Below are 22,328 nucleotides of genomic sequence, written 5' to 3' on the forward strand. Positions count from 1 at the left end.
GCTGGCGGGCTGCGGCGCTCGTTACTATTCGCCGCATGGGGGAGCCATCATCTGCTGTGCCCGCTGGTTGGTATCCGGATCCGGCTGGGTCGGGGCAACAACGTTATTTCGACGGCGCGGGCTGGACTGACAGATATGCACCGTTCCCCCCGCCAACCATCGCGCCATCTGCTGCCAACTCCGGCTACGTGGTTCCTGCCGCTTCGCCGGCAAGAACGGTGGTGACCGGCCCAAATCACGTGTTTCACGGTGTCCTCACGCTGCTCACGTTCTGGGCTTGCGGCGGATGGGGGTGGGTGTGGCTGTTAGTGGCGTTCGACAATCGCCGCCGGGTAGACGTCGTCGACGAGTACGGCCACGTGGGTCGGCCTCCGGCCCAGTACGACGGACTCGGCGCAATTTGGGTCGACGACGAGGGTCAGTGGCGGTGGGGAAGCGTAGCGGTGACGTTGATTGCGATCGTTGCGGCAGTGGCGCTGCTGGCTGTGATCACGTGAGGCGGCGGGTCCAAGCTCTCGTTGCGGAGCTGTGCTTGGTGGCCGCGGTGTCGGCCAAATTGGTGATGACCGCTGTGGTGGCTGTACTGCTGGCCGCTTGCTCGGAGACGTCGACGCCGGCACCTTCGACGAGCGCCACGTCATCCGTTGACTCCGCTGAGCGAGACGCCGCCGCGCGCCGGCAGGAGTCGGCGGTCAAGGCCGGCAAGGACCCCGCCAATTATCGGCCTCTGACGGATCGAGAGTTCGCACTCATCGCGAAGGATCCTGATGCATCGAAAGGCGAACGGGTCATTGTGTACGGAACCGTCACACAATTCGACGCCGCTACTGGCACTACCGACTTCCGGGCCGAGACTGGAGCTTTGCCACCGGACCAGACGGATTCATACAGCCAGAACGCTTTCATCTCCGCGGGCCCGAACCCGAACGCCGTCAAGGATGTGGTGAAGGGCGACCGGCTCAAGATGTTCGTCGAGGTAAGCGGCGACTGGACCTACAACACGACGCTCGGCGGCGCTGTCACCGTTCCGCGCTTCGCGTTATGGATAGTCGAGAACCTCGGCCCGGCCTCATGACTACCGGTGCTCTAGGAGGCGCGCTGCGGTGACGATCCCGCTCTTCGATCCGCAACAGAGCATGCATCAACAGCTCTGGCAGCTAGTGGGCGCGTTCGCTCACGTTCAAGTGCTCCTGGACCAGCTCGCGAGTGCCTATTTCCTGCTGCGCATGCCCCTGTGGGACGAAGACTCCGACGACGATCCGATGTCCCTGGAGGGGTTGCCAGGCGTGGCCGGCTTCGTGATGGACAAAGTGGTGAAGAACGGCCGCGACGAGGACCGGCCACGACTGTTCCAACGGATCGCGAAGGAACTCGGCACTGATGCGGAGCTCGGCGATTTCAACGGTGTATTCAGCGAGGTGAAGGTCGTGCGGGATCTGGCTGCGCACGGTGTAAGCGCGGAGCCGGTCGGGAGCGATCGGCTGCGGTTGACACGTAGCCCCCTCGACATATTCGTTTCGCCGAACAAGGTCAAAGAGCTGGAGTTGACTCGGACCGAGCTGGCGGCTGCGGTGCACAAGTGCCGGTGGCTTGAGGCCCAGGTGTTGTACGTGGCCTTCACGGATCTGAATCCGCTGCCGGACCCGGCCGAACCGCCTCCCCCGGCTACCACCCCCGGCAATTGGTCCTTCGATCCGACTCAGTGGGCGGTGCTGAAGCCGACGCGGCTCCCGGGTGACTGGGATGGCAAAGTGTCGGCCGACCAGTAGAGGGGCGGCCCGCTGCGCCTGCGCCAGGTGGTGGCTCGGTCGCTCGAAAGCCTCAGCCGCCGGGCTGAACCCGCTTCTGAATGGCAGCTAGTTCCTCGTCGAGTGCTCGGACGGACTCCGATAGGGCAGTGAGCCCCTCAGCGAGGAGCTTGGTGGTCTCGTTCTCGGTGGTCCTCGCGACCTCGCGGAACTTGTTGGCGGCGCCGGTGGCCCACGGGGCTGCGTTGCTCATGGGTGGTGACCGTAGCGGCGAGGGCTGACACGAATCGTGTCAATCGGGACCGCACTAGGCCGAACCCTTTCCTCGATGAGCGTCAGGAGCCGCGCGCCTCGGACTCTAGCCCCTTCGGAAGGCCGACCCTCCAGGCAGAAACGTCGGCGAGCCTTACACGCAGCCCTACATGAAATTGCACATTCGTCGCCGACCAGGTCGTGGCAGCCCGGAGATGAAAGTAGCCGGCGTCGTCCGCGTCATTCCCGGATGAATGAACCAGCGCGTTCAGTATCGGGATGTCCCGATAGTTGTGGGGGAGTCCAGATTCGAGTGTGTAGTCAAACTGTTTGCGGCTAGCTATGGAACCGGCTGCGACACCCCACGGCAGGAACAGGGTGACCGGGATGCCGATGTTCATCACGATCGACGCTTTGAAAAGTCGCCGGAGCGTCTCGTCGGACGTGACTGTTGGGCCTGTTGGCTCTGCCTCGGGCTCCCAACCGCCAAAGTCGAAATCTGCAGGTTCAGGCATGCCGCGCGCCTATCCCCGATCCCGCGGGGGTCGCTGCGGGGGAGCTCCCGCTCGTCTTGCAACGCATCGGCCACCTGACTTCGGGCGTCGGGCCGCCTTGCCGGGCGACACAGGCCCGAATCGCGGCGACCAAGCGCAACTCGTTGTCGATCGCCCCGTGTGGCCGAGATTCCGCCATAGCGTCGAGGCTAGCGGGCCCAGCCGTCACTTCGGCGCAGTTATCGCGCGGCGACCGTTTGCTTATTCGTCGGCGGTGGACCACTAAGCCGTGCCATCCTGGGTTTGCTCGAGGGGGATCTGATGAAGCGTCAGCAGTTCAAGTTCGCAGTTGCGACGACGGTCGCCGCGGTGTGCGTTCCCTTGGCCGGCGGAACCGCCACGGCGGCACCACCCCCAAGCGTTCCAGGCCCGGGGGAGCCCGGCTACTGCGGCGCGAAAACGAGCGCCTGGAATTGCTGGTTCGACGTCAGCCCTCCTAACAGTCGCGAGACGGACTTCATCGACTTTCGGCTTCAATACGACATGCCGGGCATTCCGACTGACCGTGACCGGTTACTGCAGATCGCGCGCGGCATCTGCTCAAACTTGGCCGGCGGTGTACACCCGAACAACATCGTCATGTGGGTTGCGGAGGACTTGGGGGCCTCTGAGGAGTGGACTGGTCAGATGTTCAGCATGGCGCAGGACATGGCGTGCTGAACCCCACACTCACCGCAGCCGTAGTTGCGACGATCGCCGTGACAGTGCTCGCACCGACAGCCAGCGCCGAACCGGACGTCTACGGCTTACTCACAGCCGATGAGAAACAGGAAATTTTCGCGAACGGTCAACGAAACTGTGTCTCCCTGGATAGAGCGGCTGAGGCCAGCCCGCCACTATCCTCAGATGACGTACGGACGGTCATAGACAGCTACGTGGCTGGTGGCTGGGATTTGGAGTCGGCTGGTGACATCGTCTGGGAGTCCGTCGAAGGCCGCTGCGCGGAGTACATGCCACAAGTGAAGATTGCTATGCGCAGCTACGGCGACCCAAGCTAACCGGGACACTCAGCCCTCGCTAGATTTGCGGGGCCCAGTCCACTGCGGGCCATCGAGTGCGCTATTCCAACCGGTCAACCACTTCGGCTGCGTCGAGAAGCGCACCAGCTAGTCGGCGAGCATCCGCGGCCGTCAGCTCGAAGTCTGCGCAGTATGGGAGGGCGACGACGTGCCGCTCGATCCGGCCGTCCGCGTACTGCGCGCCCTCGACCGCGATCATCGTCCCGGCTACGTCGTGCCGCGACCACGTCAGCGTCCGGTAGATGTCCTCGACGTACTCGCTGAGGTGCCAGTCACCGATGACGGCGCCGACGGGGCGGGGTAGCCGAAGGAGGTGGTCGGGCTGAAACTGCTGTGTCATGTTCGGGACGGTAGAGCATCGAAACCTATTGGTAAATAGTAGGTTTGAACTCCGCATAGCTTACCCGGGTGACGCATAACCTATGCGCTTGGCGCCCGGGTCTCGCCAGACACACCGGATAACATCGGCGGTTTTGTTGCGCTTTGGGTCGCATGGACACTGGCCGATCTGGCCGGCCTTAAGGATCGCCAGCGCGAGACCTGCGCCGGGATCAACCCCAGGTGCCACCGTCGTGCCCCGCACGTGGACACCATTTGGACACAAACTTGCCTGAAGTCCGGATAGCTCGCGTTATCTACAGTGACGTGTTTCAGCAGCTAAACGCAGTTTTGTCGTCCTGACCTGGTAGCTCTATGGGGGTTCAAGTCCCCCCTCGGACACCAGGCGACGGAGCTCAATACACGTCGCGCACGTAGCGTTTCGACGCCACCAGCTCACGCTTGTAGTCGTGGGCCTGCTCGTTGGTCATCGCGCCGTGCTTGCGGATGATCGCGGTCAGCGCGTTGTCCACGTCGCGCGCCATCCGGGTGGCGTCGCCGCAGACGTAGAAGTGCGCGCCGTCCTGCAGCCGCCGCCACACCTCGGCGCCCCGCTCGAGCATCCGGTGCTGGACGTACACCCGCTCCTTCTGGTCGCGGGAGAACGCCAGGTCCATCTCCAGGAAGCCGTCACTGACCATGTGCTCGAGGTCGTCGCGGTAGTAGAAGTTGTCCCTGCGGTGCTGGTCACCGAAGAACAGCCAGTTGTGGCCGGTGTGGCCGAGTGCCCGTCGCTCCTGCAGGAACCCGCGGAACGGTGCGATGCCGGTGCCCGGGCCGACCATGATCATCGGGGTGTCGGCGTCCTCCGGCGGGCGGAAGTGCGGTGAGCGCTGCAGGAACACCGGCACCGGCGCATCCGCGGCGCGGTCGGCGAGGAAGGTCGAGCACACGCCGCCGCGGCGGCCGCCGTCGGTGCCGTGATAGCGCACCACCGACACGGTCAGCTGCACCTCGTTCGGGCTGACCAGCGGGCTCGACGAGATGGAGTAGTTGCGCGGCGTCAGCCGGACCAGCACCTCCTGCCACTGCGCCGGGTCGGCGTGCACCGCGAACTCTCGGACGATGTCCAGCCCGTCCCTGGTGGCCAGCCATTTGTCGAGCTTGTCCTTCGGCGCCCGCAGCGGCCTTGCGTCGCGGCTGTTCTCGGCGACGAACCGCAGCAGGTTGGGTGTGACCTTGCGGATGTCGTAACAGGTGGCCAGCGCGTCACTCAGGGGCTGTTCGGCGCCGTCCACCTCGACCACCTGCTCCCCGCGCAGGCCGGTGGCAGACAGCCACCCGTCGACCACCGCGGGATCGTTGCGGGCGAACACTCCCAGCGAATCGCCGACGCCGTAGCCGACTCCGAACTGGGAGATGTCGAATCCGAAGAGCCGCACCTCTTTCGCTGAGGAAGGGCCGCTGAGCACCACGTTGCGGCTCAGCGGTGCCAGCACCGGCTTGGCGCGGGTGAACGGTTCGGCGATGGTGGCCGGCCGGGTGATCGTCGTTGTGCCGCCGCGCGGCGGGGCGGTCGGTGTGGATTCGCCGAGCAGCGCGACGACGTCGTCGGTCCAGCTCTGCATCGGTTCCTCGTCGTACGCCTCGCATTCGGCGCGACTGCGCAGCCTGGTGGCGCCGAGCGCGGCCAGCCGGTCGTCGAGCGAGCGGGCGTGCCCGCAGAAGTCGTCGTAGGCCCTGTCGCCGATCCCCAGCACGGCGAAGCGCACACCGTCGAGGGCGGGAGCCTCGGCCGACTCGAGGCGGCTCCAGAAGTCCGCGCCGTTGTCCGGCGGGCCGCCGTCGCCGAAGGTGCTGGTGACCACCAGCACGTCGCGGGCCGTCGTGAGATCGGTCACGGCCACGTCGTCCATGCTGCGCAGTTGCGCGGCAGCGAGTTTCGCCGCCACCCGGCCCGCCACCTCCTCGGCGTTGCCGGTCTGCGACGCCCACAGCACCAGCGGCCCTCCCCCGGCGGGTGCGTCCTCCGCCGTGGCCGGTGCGGCGCCGGCACGGGAGTAGCGCCCCGCGAGCACACCGTCGATCCACAGCCGCACGTCGGCGCGCACCGGGGCGTGCGCGGGGAGCACCGGCACTCCGCTGGGCTGATCGCCCACTGCGCCGAGAAAGCCTGAGAGATAGAGCTTCTCGTCATCGGTCAGGGTCGGCTTGCGGATCCGCCCGATGCCCAGTTCGGCGACGAGCGGATGGCCGGCCGGGGTGTCCACCGGCCTCACCGGGCGCAGGCTGATCGCGCACACCTTGAACTCCGGTTGCAGCGATTCCGGGTCGACGGCGTCGTTGGTCAGGGCGTTGATGGTGAGGTACTCGCCGTGTTCGTCGTTCCAGTGGAACGGCACGAAGCAGCTTCCGGGCCGCACCCGGTCGGTCACCACCGCGGGCAGCACGGCGCGGCCGCGCCGGGAGGCGAGTTCCACCGAGGTCCCGTCGGTGATCTCGAGGGCCACCGCGTCGACGGGGTGGATCTCGACGAACGGGCCGCTGTTGAGTTTGTTGAGCTTGTCCACCTTGCCGGTCTTGGTCATGGTGTGCCACTGGTGCTGCAGCCGACCGGTGTTCAGCACGATCGGGTAGTCGGTGTCGGGCAGTTCGTCGGCGTCGACGTGCGGGCGCGGGAAGAACACCGCCCGTCGTGACGGGGTCGCGAACGCCAGCCGGGGCCGGCAGCCGTCCTCGTCGACGAACAGATGCTGGCTGACACCGTCGTTGAGGTAGCGGATCGGATGCCGGTCGGTGTCGCCACCGGGCGCCTCCTGCGGTGGCACCGGCCACTGCAGCGGCGTCCGGAGGAGCCGCTCGTAGCTGACGCCGCGCAGGTCGTAACCCGTCCGAAAATTGGTGAATCCGGTGATCTCGTCGATGATCTCGGCGCTGTCGCGGTAGTCGAAGTGTTCACCGAAGCCGAGCTGGGCGGCGATGTCGCAGATCAGCTGCCAGTCCGGCCGGGCCTGGCCGGCCGGCGGGATCGACTGCCGCAGCAGCGTCATGGTGCGGTCGGAGTTGATCATCACCGCGTCCGATTCGGCCCACAGGGTGGCGGGCAGCACGATGTCGGCGTAGCGGTTCGTCGCGTTGTCCCGGTAGGTGTCCTGGGTGATCACCAGTTCGGCGGCCTCCAGCCCCGCGATCGTGGTCTTGCGGTTCGGCATGGTGGCCACCGGATTGGTGCAGATGATCCAGCACGCCTTGATCTCGCCCGCGGCGAGGCGTTCGAACATGTCGACCGCGCCCGGCCCGAACTCGCTGCGGATGGTGTCCGGCGCCAGACCCCACTGCTGCTCGACGTACGCCCGGTCATCGGCGGAGACCACCGAACGCTGTCCGGGCAGACCCGGCCCCATGTAGCCCATCTCGCGTCCGCCCATCGCGTTGGGCTGACCGGTCAGCGACATCGGCCCGGTGCCCGGGCGGCAGATCGCGCCGGTCGCCAGGTGCAGGTTGCAGATCGCGTTGGTGTTCCAGGTGCCGTGGGTGCTCTGGTTCATGCCGACCGCCCAGCACGTCATCCAGTCGCCGGCCTCGTCGATCATCGCCGCGGCCAGCCGGAGATCCGACTCACCGATCCCGGTGATCTCCGACACCCGCGCGGGCGGATAGTCCGCCAGGAACGGGCGCATCTGCTCCCAGCCCTCGGTGTGCTCGGCGATGAACCGCTCGTCGATGTCGCCGCTCTCCACCAGGAGATGCAGCAGGCCGTTGAGCAGCGCGAGGTCGGTGCCGGGCTTGATCTGCAGGAACAGGTCGGCCTTCTCGGCGGTGGTGGTGCGTCGGGGGTCGACGACGATCAGCTTGGCGCCCGCCTTGAGCCGCTCGGCCATGCGCAGGTAGAGGATCGGGTGGCAGTCGGCCATGTTGGATCCGATGACGAAGAACAGGTTCGTCAGGTCGAAGTCGGTGTAGGACCCGGGTGGGCCGTCGGAGCCGAGGGACTGCTTGTAGCCGGTGCCCGCGCTGGCCATGCAGAGCCGCGAGTTCGACTCCATGTACTTCGTCCGCAGGAATCCCTTGGCGAGTTTGGTTGCCAGATACTGGGATTCGAGCGACATCTGCCCTGAGACGTACAGTGCGACCGCATCCGGCCCGTACTTGTCGACGATGGCCCGCAGCCGCCTGCCGGCTTCGGCGATCGCGTCGTCGACGGGCACCGGCACCGGTTCGTCGTCACGGCCGGGCCGCAGCAGCGCCGATTTCAGCCGCCCTTCGTCGGCCCGCATCATCTCCGCATGGGTGGCGCCCTTGGTGCACAGCCTGCCCGCGTTGGTCGGGTGCAGCTTGTCGCCAGACACCCGGGCGATCACCGGGCGGTCGGCGTCACCGTCGGTCTGCACCTCGATGCCGCAGCCGACGCCGCAGTACGAGCACGCCGTCCTGGTCACCGCCATGACCCCATGGTGTGCGGGTCCTGTTCCGGTTCGTTTCCGGTGACGTTATCGGCAGGAAAACTGGTGCTCACCGCCGCCATGCGGGCTCGGTGAGCCGCATCAGCGCTGCTCAGGCCGTTGAAGCCGGAGAGGGCACACGGTCGATGTGTTCTCCGCCACCCGCCTTGGCCGTCCGCATACGCAGGAAGACCACCCAGGTGACGACCGCGCAGACCACGTAGAACCCCATGAACACCCAGAAAGCGTTGGTGGCCGACTTCGCGTCACCGACGTAGGACGCGCGCAGCACGATGTTGATGAACACCCCGCCGAGTGCGCCGACCGCCCCGGCGAATCCGATCAGCGCGCCGGACATGCTGCGCGACCACGCCGCCTTCTCCGCCGGGCTCCACTCGTCGTGGCCCTGGGCCTTCGCCTCGAAGATCGACGGGATCATCTTGTACGTCGAGCCGTTGCCGATCCCGGACAGGATGAACAGCATGATGAAGCCGGCCACGTAGCACGCCATCTGCCCGCCGGTCGGCGCGCCGGCCGTGCCGTCGTCGATCATGCCGGTCGTCACCAGGATTCCGGCCGCGAAGGTCATCGCGACGAAGGTGTACAGCGTGATCCGTCCGCCGCCGATCCGGTCGGCGAGCTTGCCGCCGAACGGCCGCGAGATCGAGCCGAGAAGCGGCCCGATGAACGAGATCTGCGCGGCGTGCAGCGAGGCCTGCGCCGCGGTGTCGCCGCCGGCGAGGTAGTTGATCTGCAGCACCTGTCCGAAGGCGAACGAGAACCCGATGAACGAGCCGAACGTGCCGATGTACAGGAAGCTCATCACCCAGGAGTGCTGGTAGCGCAGCGCTTCGGCGAGCGCGCCCAGGTTCGACCGCTGGTTGCCGAGGTTGTCCATGAACAGCGCGGCGCCGACCGCGGCCGCAGCGATCAGCACGAGGTAGGCGGCGCAGACGATTTCGGGGGCGGTGTTGCCGACGGTGGCGATGACGAGCAGCCCGACCAGCTGGATGACCGGCACGCCGATGTTGCCGCCACCGGCGTTGAGGCCCAGTGCCCAGCCCTTGAGCCGCTGCGGGTAGAAGGCATTGATGTTGGTCATCGACGAGGCGAAGTTGCCGCCGCCGAAGCCGGCGAACGCCGCCACCACCATGAACGTGGTGTAACTGGTGCCGGGATTCTTCATCGCCCAGAGGGTGAGCAGCGTCGGGATCAGCAGGAGCAGCGCGCTGACGATCGTCCAGTTGCGGCCGCCGAACCGGGCGGGCGCGACGGTGTACGGGATGCGCATGAAGGCGCCGACCAGGGTCGGCATTGCCACCAGGTAGAACTTGCCCGCCGGGTCGATGCCGTAGACGTCCTGCGGCATGAACAGCACCATCACCGACCAGATCGACCAGATCGAGAAGCCGACGTGCTCGGCGAAGATCGACCAGATCAGGTTGCGCTTGGCGATCTTGTGCCCGCCCGAGTTCCACGCCTCGACGTCCTCGGCGTCCCAGTGTGCGATGTCGCGGCTCATGCCATCTGTGTACTGCCGGGCCGTTCCGCCGCCGTTGCCCTCCGGTGTCGGCTGTGTCAACTCGGCCTCACACCTGCTGCGACAGCGGCTGTGCACAACGAGATCCACGGCCGACTCGGCGACGAAACCACCGCGAAACAAACGCCGCCTAGTCATGGTGCATGAGCGACGGCAGCATTCCCCGATTCCTGCAAGGCGCTTTCGAGTTCGAGGGCAACGGCCTCACCAAGCCCACGCCGATCGACGACTCACTGCGCTACACGGTGCCCGCCGGGTCGGTGACCCAGCCGGTCTACTTCCGCGGCGGCAACTCCTGCGACGAGATGGTCACCGTGGTGCTGATCCGCGACGGCGCGCCGATGCGGTACTTCCCCATCGCCGCCAAGGGCGCCACCCACGTGGCGTTGCGGGTGGTCGAGGACCTGCTCGGGGACACCGTGCTCGAACTGTTCGTCGCCGCGCCCGCCGGCTGTTCGGGCACCGTCGTCGTCGATCTCGGCCTGGTGGAGGTGTGATGCGCAAGCTGGTGGTGGTCGGCAACGGGATGGCGGGCGTGCGCGCCATCGAGGAGATCCTCGCCAGGGGCGGCGGTGCGATGTTCGACATCACGGTGTTCGGCGACGAACCGTACGGCAACTACAACCGGATCCTGCTGTCGAACGTGCTGGCGGGCAGTCAGGACGTCGAGGCCGACGCCGGCGAGATCTACCTCAACGCGCTGGACTGGTACGCCGAGAACGGCATCGACCTGCGGGCCGGGGTGCGGGTGGTGCGCATCGACCGGTTCGCCCGGCTGGTGTACGCCGACGACGGCACCGTGCAGAAGTACGACGATCTGGTGCTCGCCACCGGCAGCCGGTCCTTCTTCCCGCCCATGACCGGCCTGTGGGCCGATGACACGACTTTGACCGACGGGGTGTTCGGCTTCCGCACCCTCGACGACTGCATGGGCATGATCGACGAGGCGCAGCACCGCACCAAGGCCGTGGTGATCGGCGGTGGGCTGCTCGGGCTCGAAGCCGCTCGCGGACTTCAGAACCGGGGCCTGACAGTCGATGTCGTGCACGCGGGCCCGGTGCTGATGAACGCACAGCTCGACGTCACGGCGGGCGCCATCCTCCGGCGTTCGGTGGAGGCGCTCGGTATCACCGTGCACACCGAGAAGCGCACCACCGAGGTGCTCACCGACGACTCGGGGAGGCTGTCCGGGATCGTGTTCTCCGACGGCTCGGTCATCGACTGCGACATGCTGGTGATCGCGGCGGGCATCCGGCCGAATGTCGGTCTGGCGCAACGGGCGGGCCTGACCGTCGAACGCGCGATCGTGGTCGACGACCACATGCGCTCCATCGACGACGGGCACATCTACGTCGTCGGCGAATGCGCACAGCACCGCGGTCAGGTGTACGGCCTGGTGGCTCCGCTGTGGGAGCAGGCCGGCGTGCTCGCCGACCAGCTCACCGGAAACGACCCGGCGGCGGCCTATCACGGGTCGCGCACCGCCACCAAGCTCAAGGTGGCCGGCGTGGACGTGGCGTCGATGGGGCTCAAGGCGCCCGAGCGGCCGGACGACGAGTTCGTCCAGTACTCCGAACCCCGGCACGGCGTCTACAAGACGATCGTCATCCGGGACGGGAAGTTGGTGGGCGCCACCCTGCTCGGCGACGTCAGCAAGGTGTCGTTCCTCACGCAGGCCTTCGACAGCGGGTTGCCGCTACCCGACGAGCGGGTGTCGCTGATGTTCGACATCGGCACCCCCGACGTCGCGGTCGGCGTCGCCGAGCTCGCCGACGACGCGCAGATCTGCAACTGCAACGGGGTCAGCAAGGGCGCGCTGGTCGGCTGTGTCCGAGCGGGCGAGACGTCGGTGTCGGGCGTGATGGCGAAGACGAAGGCGGGCAAGGGCTGCGGCTCGTGCAAGGAGCTGGTGGGCCAGGTCGTCGAATGGGCGGCAGGCGGCGCCGTCAGCGAGGATCCGTCGGCGTCCTGGTACGTGCCGGGGGTGCCCTACGACAAGCCGACGCTGATGCGCCACATCCGCGAGCTCGAACTGCATTCGGTGTCGTCGGTGTTCGCCGCGCTGGCGCCCGACGGCCGCGAGGACGCGGGCTCGAAGATGGCGCTGGCGTCGCTGCTGGAGACGATGTGGGCCGACGAGTACGTCGACGAGCGCGACGCCCGGTTCATCAACGACCGGGTGCACGCCAACATCCAGCGCGACGGCACGTTCTCGGTGGTGCCGCAGATGAAGGGCGGGGTGACCGACGTGGCGCAGCTGCGCACGATCGCCGATGTCGCCGAGAAGTACGCGATCCCGATGATCAAGCTCACCGGTGGCCAGCGCATCGACCTGCTCGGGGTGCGCAAGGAGGATCTGCCCGCGGTGTGGGCCGATCTCGACATGCCGTCCGGCTACGCGTACGGCAAGAGCTTCCGGACCGTCAAAACCTGTGTGGGCAGCGACTTCTGCCGCTTCGGGCTGGGCGATTCGACGGCACTGGGCATCGCCATCGAGGAGCGATACCAGGGCCTGGCCAGCCCGGCCAAGATGAAGCTGGCCGTCACCGGATGCCCGCGAAACTGCGCCGAGGCGCTGTGCAAGGACCTCGGTGTGGTGGCGGTGGACGGCGGCCGGTGGGAGATCTACGTCGGCGGTGCCGCGGGTGCGCACATCCGCAAGGGCGACCTGCTCGCGACCGTCGACGACCCGCAGACGGTGATCACGCTGACCGGCCGCTTCCTGCAGTACTACCGGGAGAACGCGAACTGGCTCGAGCGCACCTACGCGTTCGTGCCGAGGGTGGGCATCGAGCACCTGCGTGCGGTGGTGGTCGACGACAGCGAGGGCATCGGAGCTGACCTCGACCGGAGGATGCAGAAGTCGGTGGACGCCTATCGCGACCCGTGGCGGGACGGGCAGGACCCGGTGACCGAAGGACAGTTCCGGCCGTCGCTGCCGCTGCTGCCGCTCCCCCTGGTGCCCGTGCGATGAGCGCTTGCGCGAAGAGCCGAGGACCCCGATGAGCGTCGACATCGGCTCGCTGGACGAGGTACCGGTCGGCGAGGGCCGCACGTACTCGGTGCGCGGCGAGCAGATCGCGGTGTTCCGGTTGCGCGACGGCACGCTGCGGGCGATCGACGCGGTGTGCCCGCACCGCGGCGGACCGCTGGCCGACGGACTCGCCGACGACCGCGTGGTGGTGTGTCCGCTGCACGGGCACACCTTCGATCTCTGCGACGGGCGTGAGGCCGCAGGCGCCGACTTGTCGGTGCGCAGCTTCCCCGTCGAGGCCGTGGACGGAACCATCCGCATCACACTCTGATCGGGCACCCGAGGGAATACCCGGCCGGCCGGCACAGTTCGGTGACATATCACGCATTCTGGTCGGCTGAAGGAGCACGTCATGCAGTACGCAATCATCGGAGCGGGAAACATCGGCACGGCCGTCGCGGGGCATTTCGCCCGCACCGGCACCGACGTGGGACTGGCCGCGTCGCGCGGTGTCGAGGCGGTCCGCGGCGTCGCAGCCGCGATCGGACCGAACGTCATCCCGGCCGAGGTGTCCGATGCACTGGCAGCCGACATCGTCATCCTCGCCACCCCGTTCGAGGCGGTCCGGGAACTGGTCGGGTCGGTGCCGGACTGGGGCGGCCGCATCATCGTCGACGCCACCAACGCCATCGACTACAGCGACTTCTCCCCCGCCGACCTCGGCGGACGGGCGTCTTCCGATCTGGTCGAGGAGTGGGCGGGCGGCGCCAGGGTGGTCAAGGCCTTCGGCCACACCTGGGCCAAGGTGCTGGCGCGCGAGCCCGGCGACGGGCACGGCGGCCGGCGCGTGTTGTTCGTGTCCGGAAATCACCCGGACGCGAATGCCACGGTGGCACAACTGATCTCCGACCTCGGATTCGAGGCGCTCGATCTCGGCCGCAACGACGGCGGCGGACTGCTTCAGCAGTTCGGCGGGCCGTTGACCACCAAGAGCTTCATCTCCCAGGCCATCGGGGGTGCGGGTCCGGCCGAGATGGATCTGGTCTAGCCCGGCCTGACCGCAGCTGTCGGGCCGGAGACGGTACACGATTTCGTTATCAGGTCTGCGGTGCATCGTGACCATGACTCGCGGTCGACATCGCTTCATTGCCGCAGAGCCTGCCTCACCATGCATATATGCGTCATTCGAAAGTATGCACGGTGCTCTGGGGCATCTGCCTGCTCGTCGCCGGATGCACCACGACCAGCAATGCCACGGCCGTGGCGCCTCCGGACATCCGATTCGCCATCCCGCGTCCCCTCGTCGAGCGTGAGTTGCCAGGACTGCTTCTCGCGCCGCACGAGGCGGCCGCCGCAATGGGATCGCCCGCCATGATGGTCACCGAGTCCCAGACCGCGATGTCCGACAACAGCGCGATCATGGCACCCGTGGAGTGTCTCGCCATCGACGGCGCCGCGGAGGCGCTGGTGTACGCGGGCAGCGAATTCCAGGCCGTGCGCGATCAGAGCCTCAACACCGGCGACGATTTCACCCACTACCTCAAGCAGGCCGTGGTGCAGTTCCCCTACCGCGAGAAGGCTGCCGCATTCTTCGAGACATCGGTCGGCCAGTGGCCGAACTGCCACCAGTACGTCCACACCCAGAGCGGATCACGCTGGGACGTCGGAGAGATCAAGAACGTCGACGACATCCTGAGCACCAACGTCGTTCAGCAGGAAGCCGCAGCACCGGGTTGGGGGTGCGGCAGGGCACTGGCCCTGCGCAACAACATCATCATCGACGTGAACACCTGCAGCGCCGACCCCGCCGACTCGGCGGTGAGGATCGCCGATCTGATCGGAGACAAGATCCTGGCGCAGTAGTGACGGCTCAGCCTTCCGCCGGCTTGACGGCCAGCACCGGCTTCGGGCACTCCAGCAGCACCCGCTGAGCCACACTGCCCATCAGCAGCTTGCCCACCGGGTTGCGGTGCCGGAGCCCGATGACGAGCAGTTCTGCCTCGGCGCGGTCCATCGCACGGACCAGTTCCTCGGCGGCGTCCACACCGACGGGCTGACTGAGCTCGAACGGCACCCCGCACTCGGTCAGTCTGGCCTCGACGTCGTGCACTTCGCTCTGCTGGGCGAAGCGTTTGTCGACGTAGGACTCGCCGGAGGTGGCGTTGATCACCAGCAGTTCGGTGTCGCGCCGCTTGGCCTCGGTGATGCCGTGTTCGACTGCGGCGCGGCCGAATTCGTCAGCCGAGTATCCAACAACGATCATGACTGGGCCGCCTTCGCCTTCTGGTCCGCGTCGTCCTCGACGATCAACAGCGACTCCTCACTGCGGTGCATCAACTTCAGGATCAGCGGCATGATGAGCAGGATCGCCATCAGGATGTAGGTGATGATCGCCACCGGCTCGGTGAACAGGCTGGCCCAGTCCCCGCCGCCGAGCTGGAGGCTCTGGCGGAGTTGACGTTCGACGCGCGGGCCGAGGATCACCCCGATGATCAGGGGCAGCACCGGCAGGCCGAAGCGCCGCATCATCAGGCCGAGCAGTCCGAACACCAGCAGCAGCGCGAGGTCGAGCGGCTGCACGTTGACCGCCAGCGCGCCGAGCGTCGCGAAGAACAGGATGCCGGCGTACAGGTAGGGCCGCGGGGTGCGCAGCAGCTTCGCCCACAGCGGCGCCAGCGGCAGGTTGATCAGCAGCAGCAGTAGGTTGCCGATGAAGAGGCTGGCGATCAGCGTCCAGATCAGCAACGGCTCCTTGTCGAACAGGGTGGGACCCGGCTGGATTCCGTACGACACGAACGCGGTCAGCATGACCGCCGCGGTGGCGTTGGTGGGCAGACCGAGTGACAGCATCGGCACCAGCGTGCCCGCCGCCGAGGCGTTGTTGGCGGCCTCCGGCCCGGCGACACCTTCGATGGCGCCCTTGCCGAACTCCTCTTTGTGCTTGGAGAGCCGCTTCTCGGTGATGTAGGACAGGAACGTCGGCAGCTCCGCCCCACCGGCAGGTAGCGCGCCGAACGGGAATCCGTAGGCGGTACCACGCAGCCACGGCTTCCACGATCGCCGGAAGTCGTCGCGGCCCATCCAGGGCCGGCCCACCGGGATCACCTCGGCAGGGCGGCGCCGCAGATGCGCGGCCACCCACAGCGCCTCGCCGACCGCGAAGATGGCCACCGCGATGACGACGATGTCGATGCCGTCGGAGAGCTGCGGCAACCCGAACGTCGCGCGCGGCTGGCCGGTGAGGAAGTCGATGCCGACCACGCCGATCGCGAGTCCGAGGAACAGCGAGATGGCGCCGCGCAGCTTGGAGGCGCCGAGCACCGCGGTGACCGCGACGAGCGCGAAGATCATGATCGCCAGGTAGGACGGGGCACCGAGCGACACCGCGAACCGTGAGATCGGTGGTGCGAATGTGGCGAGCAGCGCGGTGCCGATCGCGCCGGCGACGAACGAGCCGATGGCCGCGGTGGCGAGCGCCTGCGCGGCGCGTCCGGCCTTCGCCATCTTGTTGCCCTCGATCGCCGTGATCACCGATGACGATTCGCCGGGGGTGTTCAGCAGGATCGACGTGGTGGAACCGCCGTACATGCCGCCGTAGAAGATGCCGGCGAACATGATGAACGCCGCACTGGGGCTGACGTTGTAGGTGACGGGGAGCAGCAGCGCGACCGTCATCGCGGGCCCGATGCCGGGCAGCACGCCCACCGCGGTGCCCAGCAGCACGCCGATGACCGCGTACAGCAGGTTCATCGGGGTCGCCGCCTCGGCGAATCCCTGGAGCAGCCAGTCGAAGTTGTTCATCTACAGGATCCCGTCCAGAATGCCTGCGGGCAGCGGGATCCCGAGCCCGGAATAGAATGCATAGAAGCTCACCAGCGCGAGCACCACCCCGATGGCGATGTTGCGGACGTAATGGCGGTTGCCGAGAATCGTTGCCGCGCCCGCGAACAGCAGTGTGCTGGTGATCACCCAGCCGAGCGGTTCGACCAGCAGGATGACGGCGACGAACACGCCGACGAGCATTCCGACCGTGCGCCAGTCGCTCGGAGCGTCCGGGTCGACGTCCTCACCGGCGTCGGCCTCACCCACCGATCCCCGCGGTATCGCCACCGCGAGGATGACGGCCAGCACGATCAGCACGATCCCGATGACCATCGGGAAGGCCTTGGGCCCCACCGGATCGACCTTCGCGAATCCGGGTTCCAACGCGAACGCACCGTAGATGAGGAAGGCGCCGACCGCGACGAGCACGGCGCAGACGAGGTACTGCGCCTTGTCGATGCGCTTCTCGGCCACGGCCGGTTCCCGTTCGGGTGGTTCCTGGGCCGGAGGTTCCGGCTTCTCGGTGGTGGTCACAGCAGCCCCAGTTCGGTCAGGGTCGAGGAGACCCGGTTGTCTTGGTCCACGAGGAACTGCTCGAACGCCGCCCCGGTCACGAAAGCGTCGGTCCAGCCGTTCTTCACCAGGGCGTCCTTCCAGCCCTGCGAGGCGTGCAACTCCTCGAGCACCTTGATCATCCTGCGCTTGGCGTCGTCGGAAATGCCTGGCGGAGCGAGGACTCCGCGCCAGTTGGCGAAGGTCAGGTCGATCCCGGACTCCTTGAGTGTCGGTGCGTCGATACCCTCGACGCGCTCGTCGCTCGACACCGCGAGCACCCGTAGCTGGCCGGCCTCGATCTGGTCGATGAGCTCACCCGGGCTCGACGTGCCCGCGGTGATCTTGTTGCCGAGCAGCGCCGTCAGCAGGTCGCCGCCGCCGTCGTAGGTGACGAAGTTGACCGACTTGGGATCGACGCCGACCGCCTCGGCGGTCTCCATCGGGAACAGGTGATCCGGTCCGCCCGGCGACGATCCGCCGCCGATGGTGACCTTCGACGGGTCCTTCTTCCACGCCGCGACGAAGTCCTGGATCGTCTTGAACGGGGAATCGGCGGGCACGAAGATCGCGCCGGGATCCTCGATCAGCTTCGCCAGCGCCGTCGCATCGGACGCCTTGATCTTCGAGCCGTTGGTATAGGTGGCGCCGACGACACCGAGCCCCATGGTCATCATGAGGTCGTTGTTGCCCTTCTCGTTCATCAGCCGGGCCATCGCGACGGTGCCGCCGGCGCCGATCACGTTGAACACCTCGATGCGCCCGGTGATGTCGTCGTCCTCCATGATCTTCACCGCGGTGCGTGCGGTCAGGTCGTAGCCACCGCCGGGGCTGTTGGGAACCATCATCCGGAGCCGGTGGAACTCCTCGTTGCCGTCGCCGCGCGTGACGCCGCAGGCCGTCAGCAGCAGGAGCGCGGCGAGCGCAAGACCCAGCGCCCTCGGCAGTGCGGCCACGATTCTGTGCACAGTCGTCCCCAATCGGCAGCGGTGTGATGCTCAGCAATACTGGACCCCACCAGTGATGTGCGTCACTGATTCGAACGCAAAGGAAGATTTGGTCATTAAGAACACGAACCATTCGCGGTGGGCGCCGGTTGTCCGGGCGCTGTCCGGGCGCAGCCTCGCCGGGCAGTTCCTGGCGTTCCAGCTGCTGGTGGTCGCGGTGGTGCTGCTGGCGGTGGCCGGCTTCTCCGTTGCGGAGTCGACGCGGGAGTTCCGCGACGTGCGGGGGCAGCGGTTGATCGCCGTGGCCGAGAACGTGGCGTCGACCCCGGTGGTTCGCGACCGCTACAACGATCCCGCTGCCGCACAGACACTCGCGCCGGAGGTCGACCGCGCCGTCGCGCTGTCGGGCGCCGGGCTCGCCGAGATCATCGACCCGGCAGGGGTGGTGCGGGCCTCGTCGGATCCATCGCGGGTGGGACACCAGACCGATCTCGGGCTGACCCGGGCCGACGAGGGACGGGCGTGGTTCGGCGACGGCGACATCGACGGCGCGCACAATCTCATCGGTCAGGTGCCGCTGCTGTCCAGCAGGGGTGAGGTGCTGGCGATCGCGTCGGTGAGCGAGCCCTATCCGTCGGTGTGGGGGCTGGTGAGCGGGGCGGGCGAACGGCTGCTGTTCTATCTGGGGATAGGCGCCGCGCTGGGCATGGTGGCGTCGTGGCTGCTGTCACGGCGCATCAAGCGGCACACCGGTGGGCTGGAGGTCGCCGAGATCGCCGGGTTGGCCGACCATCGGGAAGCGTTGCTGCACAGCATCCGTGAGGGTGTGGTGGCGGTCAACAACGAGGGCGGCATCACGCTGATGAACGACAGCGCACAGGATCTGCTCGGCGTGGACGGCACTGCGGTCGGCAGGCGCGTCGACGAGGTCGGTCTGGACCCGGCGGTGGTGGAATTCCTGCTCTCCGGCGAGGATCGCCGCGACGTGGTGATCGCTACGCGGACGCGGGTGCTTGCGTTGAACCGGCGCGCGACCACCAGTGCCGGGCGGCGGATCGGTACGGTGACCACGATGCGCGACAGCACGGAACTGGCCGCACTGCAGGCACAGCTGTCGTCGCACAAGAGCGTGACCGACACGCTGAGGGCGCAGACCCACGAGTTCGCCAACCAGCTGCACACCATCTCCGGTCTGGTGCAGCTCGGCGAGTACGACGCCGTGCGCGACCTGGTGGGCGACCTCACCCGCAGGCGCGCCGAGATCAGCGACGCGGTGACGCGGCGCATCTCCGACCCGGCGGTGGCGGCGCTGCTGATCGCCAAGACCACCCTGGCCGCCGAGAGCGGGGTGGGGTTGCACCTCGAACCGGAGTCACACCTCGGCGCGCTCGACCCGGCGCTGGCCACCGACGTGATCACGTTGCTGGGCAATCTCATCGACAACGCGGTGGACGTGTCGGTGGGATCGGACGAGGCCCGGGTGGCGGTGGGGATCTCCGATTCCGCCGGGTTGGAGGTGTCGGTGTCCGACTCGGGACCCGGTGTGCCCGAACATCTCCGGGAGGCGATCTTCGCCCGTGGCGTCACGTCGAAGTCCGACGTGCCGGGTGGCCGCGGCATCGGCCTGGCGCTGGTGCGACTGGTGACCGCGCAGCACGGCGGCAGCGTCGAGGTGACCGATCGCCCCGGCGGCGGGGCCACGTTCGTCGCGAGACTGCCGGGGGTGCTGGCCCGTGCGTGACGTGTTGGTGGTCGACGACGACTTCATGGTGGCCGACATCCACCGCCGGTTCGTCGACCGGGTGGACGGATTCCGCGCCGTCGGCGTCGCACGCACGGGCGCCGAGGCGCTCGTCGCCGCACGTGACCTGAGCCCGCACCTCATCCTGCTCGACGTGTACCTGCCCGACATGACGGGGTTGGAGGTGCTGCACCGGTTGCGCTCGGCAGGCGACCGGGTCGGCGTCATCATGATCACCGCCGCCCGCGAATTGGACACGGTCAGTGGTGCATTGGACGGTGGAGCCGCCGACTACCTGATCAAGCCGTTCGAGTTCGCGCAACTGCGGGCCAAGCTGGAGGCGTTCGCCGCACGGGCCGACGCCCTCGAATCGGACCGCGGCGCCGACCAGTCGCTGATCGACGCGCTCTTCGGCCGGCCCGCGACGTCGGCCGAGGCGCTGCCCAAGGGGCTGGGCGTCGAGACGGGCCGCCTGGTGCTCGATGCCGTCCGCGATGCCGGCGAGGTGTCGGCGGCCGAATGTGCCGAGCTGATCGGCATTTCGCGGGTGAGCGCGCGCCGCTACCTCGAGCACTACCTCAGCACCGGCGCGCTCGAACTCCGGCTGCAGTACGGCGTCGGCCGTCCGGAGCGCCGCTACCGCGCCCGCGGCTAGCTAGAACGGTGGGTCGTCGGGTTGTGGTGGTGGGTCGGGTGGTGGTTGCCAGTCCGGTGGCAGCACTTCGGATTCGTAGGGTTGGTTGACCCAGCGCATGAACGGACTCTTGGTGGGTCGGCCGCCTTTGAACAGCATGAGCATGGTGCGGTGGCGGTTGCGGTCTTTGCGGGCCTCGATCTCGCGGCGGCGGGCCCGTTCCAGGGTGCGGTGAGCCTCGTTGAGCGGGCGCAGGGCGCGGTTCTTGGCGCGGCGCCGCTCGACACGACTCGCGCGTCTGCGGGTGGGGTTGCAGCGCGTCGGCCGCGGTGCCGCACACGGACGACCCGCCAGGGCGGGGAAGAGTTCGACACCGCCGGGCACGGTGTGCACCTGTCGCCCATCGGGCGTCGTCCACACCACGGTGCCGTCGGGCAACTGCAGGTCACGCCAGCCCTGCACGAACGTCTTGGCCCGGTGATGTTGACGGCACAGGCATTTGAGGTTCTCCGGCACTGTCTTACCGCCGGCCCGTGGGTCGACGTGGTTGAACGCGATGGTGTGGTCGAGGTCGCAGCCTTGGGCGGGCCGGTCACACCCGGGGAAGCGACACCTCAGATCCCGCATCCGCACGAACCGTTCCACCGCCGCCGTCGGCTGATACCGCAACCCCTGCTCGGCCGTCACCGTTGGCGGGTTCAGCGGCCGCAGGGTTGCGTTGTGGGCGAGTTGGCGGACCAGGTCGGCGTCGATCACGCCGAAACCCTCCAGATAACCGGGCCGATTGCCGGTACCCAGCACGGTGGACTGATCGGCGATCACATTGATCACGAACTTGGTGCCCGAGGGCGCCGGCGGAGGCGCTGCGGGCGCGGGCGCCTCGAGATCGCCGGTCTCGGCATCAGTCTCGGCGGCGGCCGGCGCCGGCGCCGACTTCGATGCGGCGCACGCCTCGCACCGGCACGCCAGCGGTAGTCCCTGTGCCATCGCGGCCACTGCGTCGGCGCGGCGCTGGGCCAGGGTCCGCGGATCTGACGGGCACACCCCGGTCGCGAGTGCACCCAGCGTGCGGTCGAAGATCACCGCGGTCTCGGCGTCCACCACCCCGTCGACCTTGGCCGTCCCGTCACCGACGGCGATCACATCCATGTGGCGGTGGTCTTCGGCGCGTTCACGTTCCTTGACCGCATCACGATCCAGGGTGCGCACCGCGGCGTCCACCGCATCGATCACCCGTTTACGCGACCAGGACTGCCACCGCGGGATGCGTTCGGCCAACTGGGAGTCGAGGGCGGCGATGATCGTGCGGTCACTGACCAACTCGCTGCGCGACAGGATGATCTGCACGGTGCGCAAGTCGATGTCACCCCGAGCGAGCACCGCGGCCACCTTCGGCAACCGGCTGTCCAACGCATCGGCCTGTGCCACCAGCACGCTGGCCGCGGCCGCCGTGAGGTTCATCGCCGCGGCCACCTCGGCGCTGGTGCGCTGCAACCCGGTGACGATCATGTAGCCACAGTCGGGGTCTTCGGCCTCGGCCTCCCAGGTACGACGGCCCAGTAGTTCGGCGATCGCCGCCAACCGCCGCCCGACCAGCCTCGACTCCTCCCGATAGGCATCGGTGATCGCTGCGACCACCTCACCCGTCGACACTGACTCGAACATGTGTTCGAGTATATCCGCGAGCTACGACCGCGTTGACTCATCAGAAATGCGCGCGAATGGGTGATTCGTTGCCTCATCGAAAATGCGCGCGTAGGCCCAGTGGATGGGGTTGACGTTGGC

Annotated in this window: 22 protein-coding genes; 12 read left to right on the forward strand and 10 right to left on the reverse strand. The window is 67.6% G+C overall.

Annotated elements, in window-relative coordinates:
- The first annotated feature begins 35 nt into the window (after window positions 1-35).
- Genes ACPCHZ_RS25265 through ACPCHZ_RS25275 form a run of 3 tightly spaced genes read left to right on the forward strand, consistent with a single transcriptional unit; the run spans window position 36 to window position 1,769 of the window.
- On the forward strand, window positions 36-497 hold the full coding sequence (locus tag ACPCHZ_RS25265) for a DUF2510 domain-containing protein (protein WP_423487261.1): 462 nt from the start codon (window positions 36-38) through the stop codon (window positions 495-497).
- Between the two features lie 38 nt (window positions 498-535).
- On the forward strand, window positions 536-1,075 hold the full coding sequence (locus ACPCHZ_RS25270; protein WP_423487262.1) for a hypothetical protein: 540 nt from the start codon (window positions 536-538) through the stop codon (window positions 1,073-1,075).
- Window positions 1,076-1,103: 28 nt separating this feature from the next.
- Complete coding sequence (locus ACPCHZ_RS25275; protein WP_423487263.1) at window positions 1,104-1,769, forward strand: hypothetical protein; 666 nt, start codon at window positions 1,104-1,106, stop codon at window positions 1,767-1,769.
- A gap of 52 nt (window positions 1,770-1,821) precedes the next feature.
- On the opposite strand, the gene ACPCHZ_RS25280 is transcribed toward ACPCHZ_RS25275, so the two are convergent.
- Together ACPCHZ_RS25280 and ACPCHZ_RS25285 are read right to left on the reverse strand one after the other, a co-directional pair.
- On the reverse strand, window positions 1,822-2,001 hold the full coding sequence (locus ACPCHZ_RS25280) for a hypothetical protein (protein WP_423487264.1): 180 nt from the start codon (window positions 1,999-2,001) through the stop codon (window positions 1,822-1,824).
- A gap of 82 nt (window positions 2,002-2,083) precedes the next feature.
- Complete coding sequence (locus ACPCHZ_RS25285; protein WP_423487265.1) at window positions 2,084-2,515, reverse strand: hypothetical protein; 432 nt, start codon at window positions 2,513-2,515, stop codon at window positions 2,084-2,086.
- Between the two features lie 300 nt (window positions 2,516-2,815).
- On the opposite strand from ACPCHZ_RS25285, the gene ACPCHZ_RS25290 reads away from it, so the two are divergent.
- The gene (locus ACPCHZ_RS25290; protein ID WP_423487266.1) at window positions 2,816-3,214 is read left to right on the forward strand and encodes a hypothetical protein; all 399 of its coding nucleotides are present in this window, start codon (window positions 2,816-2,818) and stop codon (window positions 3,212-3,214) included.
- Entirely contained in the window at window positions 3,208-3,552 is a 345-nt protein-coding gene (locus ACPCHZ_RS25295) for a hypothetical protein (protein WP_423487267.1), read from the forward strand. The genes ACPCHZ_RS25290 and ACPCHZ_RS25295 overlap by 7 nt, the downstream gene beginning before the upstream one ends.
- Window positions 3,553-3,613: 61 nt before the next feature.
- Here the strand turns inward: ACPCHZ_RS25295 and ACPCHZ_RS25300 are convergent, their stop codons facing one another.
- The 3 genes from ACPCHZ_RS25300 to ACPCHZ_RS25310 all read right to left on the reverse strand — a co-directional run bounded on the left by ACPCHZ_RS25300 (window position 3,614) and on the right by ACPCHZ_RS25310 (window position 9,855).
- Entirely contained in the window at window positions 3,614-3,913 is a 300-nt protein-coding gene (locus ACPCHZ_RS25300; RefSeq protein WP_423487268.1) for a hypothetical protein, read from the reverse strand.
- 394 nt (window positions 3,914-4,307) lie between these two features.
- Window positions 4,308-8,336 (reverse strand): molybdopterin-dependent oxidoreductase, encoded by a 4,029-nt coding sequence (locus tag ACPCHZ_RS25305; protein ID WP_423487269.1) that lies wholly within the window; start codon window positions 8,334-8,336, stop codon window positions 4,308-4,310.
- A gap of 109 nt (window positions 8,337-8,445) precedes the next feature.
- Window positions 8,446-9,855, reverse strand: a complete 1,410-nt coding sequence (locus ACPCHZ_RS25310) for a nitrate/nitrite transporter (protein WP_423487270.1) — start codon at window positions 9,853-9,855, stop codon at window positions 8,446-8,448.
- A gap of 161 nt (window positions 9,856-10,016) precedes the next feature.
- On the opposite strand from ACPCHZ_RS25310, the gene ACPCHZ_RS25315 reads away from it, so the two are divergent.
- The 5 genes from ACPCHZ_RS25315 to ACPCHZ_RS25335 all read left to right on the forward strand — a co-directional run bounded on the left by ACPCHZ_RS25315 (window position 10,017) and on the right by ACPCHZ_RS25335 (window position 14,710).
- On the forward strand, window positions 10,017-10,370 hold the full coding sequence (locus ACPCHZ_RS25315; RefSeq protein WP_364981027.1) for a molybdopterin oxidoreductase: 354 nt from the start codon (window positions 10,017-10,019) through the stop codon (window positions 10,368-10,370).
- Entirely contained in the window at window positions 10,370-12,847 is a 2,478-nt protein-coding gene (gene nirB / locus ACPCHZ_RS25320; protein WP_423487271.1) for a nitrite reductase large subunit NirB, read from the forward strand. Before ACPCHZ_RS25315 ends, nirB begins: the two co-directional genes overlap by 1 nt.
- 28 nt (window positions 12,848-12,875) lie before the next feature.
- Window positions 12,876-13,178 (forward strand): Rieske (2Fe-2S) protein, encoded by a 303-nt coding sequence (locus tag ACPCHZ_RS25325; protein WP_364981033.1) that lies wholly within the window; start codon window positions 12,876-12,878, stop codon window positions 13,176-13,178.
- Window positions 13,179-13,259: 81 nt separating this feature from the next.
- A complete protein-coding gene (locus tag ACPCHZ_RS25330; protein ID WP_423487272.1) occupies window positions 13,260-13,895 on the forward strand; it encodes an NADPH-dependent F420 reductase in 636 nt (211 codons plus the stop codon).
- A gap of 128 nt (window positions 13,896-14,023) precedes the next feature.
- Window positions 14,024-14,710 carry a sensor domain-containing protein gene (locus tag ACPCHZ_RS25335; protein ID WP_423487273.1) on the forward strand — a complete coding sequence of 229 codons (687 nt, stop codon included), beginning with the start codon at window positions 14,024-14,026 and terminating at the stop codon, window positions 14,708-14,710.
- Between the two features lie 7 nt (window positions 14,711-14,717).
- Here the strand turns inward: ACPCHZ_RS25335 and ACPCHZ_RS25340 are convergent, their stop codons facing one another.
- Genes ACPCHZ_RS25340 through ACPCHZ_RS25355 form a run of 4 tightly spaced genes read right to left on the reverse strand, consistent with a single transcriptional unit; the run spans window position 14,718 to window position 18,177 of the window.
- Complete coding sequence (locus ACPCHZ_RS25340) at window positions 14,718-15,110, reverse strand: universal stress protein (protein WP_423487274.1); 393 nt, start codon at window positions 15,108-15,110, stop codon at window positions 14,718-14,720.
- Window positions 15,107-16,648: a tripartite tricarboxylate transporter permease gene (locus ACPCHZ_RS25345; protein WP_423487275.1), complete on the reverse strand. Its 1,542-nt coding sequence runs from the start codon at window positions 16,646-16,648 to the stop codon at window positions 15,107-15,109. The genes ACPCHZ_RS25340 and ACPCHZ_RS25345 overlap by 4 nt, the downstream gene beginning before the upstream one ends.
- Complete coding sequence (locus tag ACPCHZ_RS25350; protein ID WP_423487276.1) at window positions 16,649-17,203, reverse strand: tripartite tricarboxylate transporter TctB family protein; 555 nt, start codon at window positions 17,201-17,203, stop codon at window positions 16,649-16,651.
- A complete protein-coding gene (locus ACPCHZ_RS25355) occupies window positions 17,200-18,177 on the reverse strand; it encodes a Bug family tripartite tricarboxylate transporter substrate binding protein (RefSeq protein WP_364981045.1) in 978 nt (325 codons plus the stop codon). Before ACPCHZ_RS25355 ends, ACPCHZ_RS25350 begins: the two co-directional genes overlap by 4 nt.
- 67 nt (window positions 18,178-18,244) lie before the next feature.
- Here ACPCHZ_RS25355 and ACPCHZ_RS25360 point away from each other — a divergent pair, with 67 nt between their 5' ends.
- Together ACPCHZ_RS25360 and ACPCHZ_RS25365 are read left to right on the forward strand one after the other, a co-directional pair.
- Complete coding sequence (locus tag ACPCHZ_RS25360; RefSeq protein WP_423487277.1) at window positions 18,245-19,909, forward strand: ATP-binding protein; 1,665 nt, start codon at window positions 18,245-18,247, stop codon at window positions 19,907-19,909.
- Entirely contained in the window at window positions 19,902-20,564 is a 663-nt protein-coding gene (locus ACPCHZ_RS25365) for a response regulator (protein ID WP_423487278.1), read from the forward strand. The genes ACPCHZ_RS25360 and ACPCHZ_RS25365 overlap by 8 nt, the downstream gene beginning before the upstream one ends.
- Here ACPCHZ_RS25365 and ACPCHZ_RS25370 read toward each other — a convergent pair whose 3' ends face one another.
- The gene (locus ACPCHZ_RS25370; RefSeq protein ID WP_423487279.1) at window positions 20,565-22,208 is read right to left on the reverse strand and encodes a DUF222 domain-containing protein; all 1,644 of its coding nucleotides are present in this window, start codon (window positions 22,206-22,208) and stop codon (window positions 20,565-20,567) included.
- Between the last annotated feature and the right edge of the window lie 120 nt (window positions 22,209-22,328).

This window comes from Mycobacterium sp. NPDC050041, assembly GCF_049541695.1.
Taxonomy (GTDB): domain Bacteria; phylum Actinomycetota; class Actinomycetes; order Mycobacteriales; family Mycobacteriaceae; genus Mycobacterium.

Coding starts and splice junctions, on each gene's coding strand:
- ACPCHZ_RS25345 (WP_423487275.1), bottom strand. CDS start 16,648: ATGAACAACTTCGACTGGCTGCTCCAGGGATTCGCCGAGGCGGCGACC.
- ACPCHZ_RS25335 (WP_423487273.1), top strand. CDS start 14,024: ATGCGTCATTCGAAAGTATGCACGGTGCTCTGGGGCATCTGCCTGCTC.
- ACPCHZ_RS25360 (WP_423487277.1), top strand. CDS start 18,245: ATGTGCGTCACTGATTCGAACGCAAAGGAAGATTTGGTCATTAAGAAC.
- ACPCHZ_RS25285 (WP_423487265.1), bottom strand. CDS start 2,515: ATGCCTGAACCTGCAGATTTCGACTTTGGCGGTTGGGAGCCCGAGGCA.
- ACPCHZ_RS25265 (WP_423487261.1), top strand. CDS start 36: ATGGGGGAGCCATCATCTGCTGTGCCCGCTGGTTGGTATCCGGATCCG.
- ACPCHZ_RS25290 (WP_423487266.1), top strand. CDS start 2,816: ATGAAGCGTCAGCAGTTCAAGTTCGCAGTTGCGACGACGGTCGCCGCG.
- ACPCHZ_RS25330 (WP_423487272.1), top strand. CDS start 13,260: ATGCAGTACGCAATCATCGGAGCGGGAAACATCGGCACGGCCGTCGCG.
- nirB (WP_423487271.1), top strand. CDS start 10,370: ATGCGCAAGCTGGTGGTGGTCGGCAACGGGATGGCGGGCGTGCGCGCC.
- ACPCHZ_RS25310 (WP_423487270.1), bottom strand. CDS start 9,855: ATGAGCCGCGACATCGCACACTGGGACGCCGAGGACGTCGAGGCGTGG.
- ACPCHZ_RS25370 (WP_423487279.1), bottom strand. CDS start 22,208: ATGTTCGAGTCAGTGTCGACGGGTGAGGTGGTCGCAGCGATCACCGAT.
- ACPCHZ_RS25300 (WP_423487268.1), bottom strand. CDS start 3,913: ATGACACAGCAGTTTCAGCCCGACCACCTCCTTCGGCTACCCCGCCCC.
- ACPCHZ_RS25305 (WP_423487269.1), bottom strand. CDS start 8,336: ATGGCGGTGACCAGGACGGCGTGCTCGTACTGCGGCGTCGGCTGCGGC.
- ACPCHZ_RS25280 (WP_423487264.1), bottom strand. CDS start 2,001: ATGAGCAACGCAGCCCCGTGGGCCACCGGCGCCGCCAACAAGTTCCGC.
- ACPCHZ_RS25325 (WP_364981033.1), top strand. CDS start 12,876: ATGAGCGTCGACATCGGCTCGCTGGACGAGGTACCGGTCGGCGAGGGC.
- ACPCHZ_RS25315 (WP_364981027.1), top strand. CDS start 10,017: ATGAGCGACGGCAGCATTCCCCGATTCCTGCAAGGCGCTTTCGAGTTC.
- ACPCHZ_RS25340 (WP_423487274.1), bottom strand. CDS start 15,110: ATGATCGTTGTTGGATACTCGGCTGACGAATTCGGCCGCGCCGCAGTC.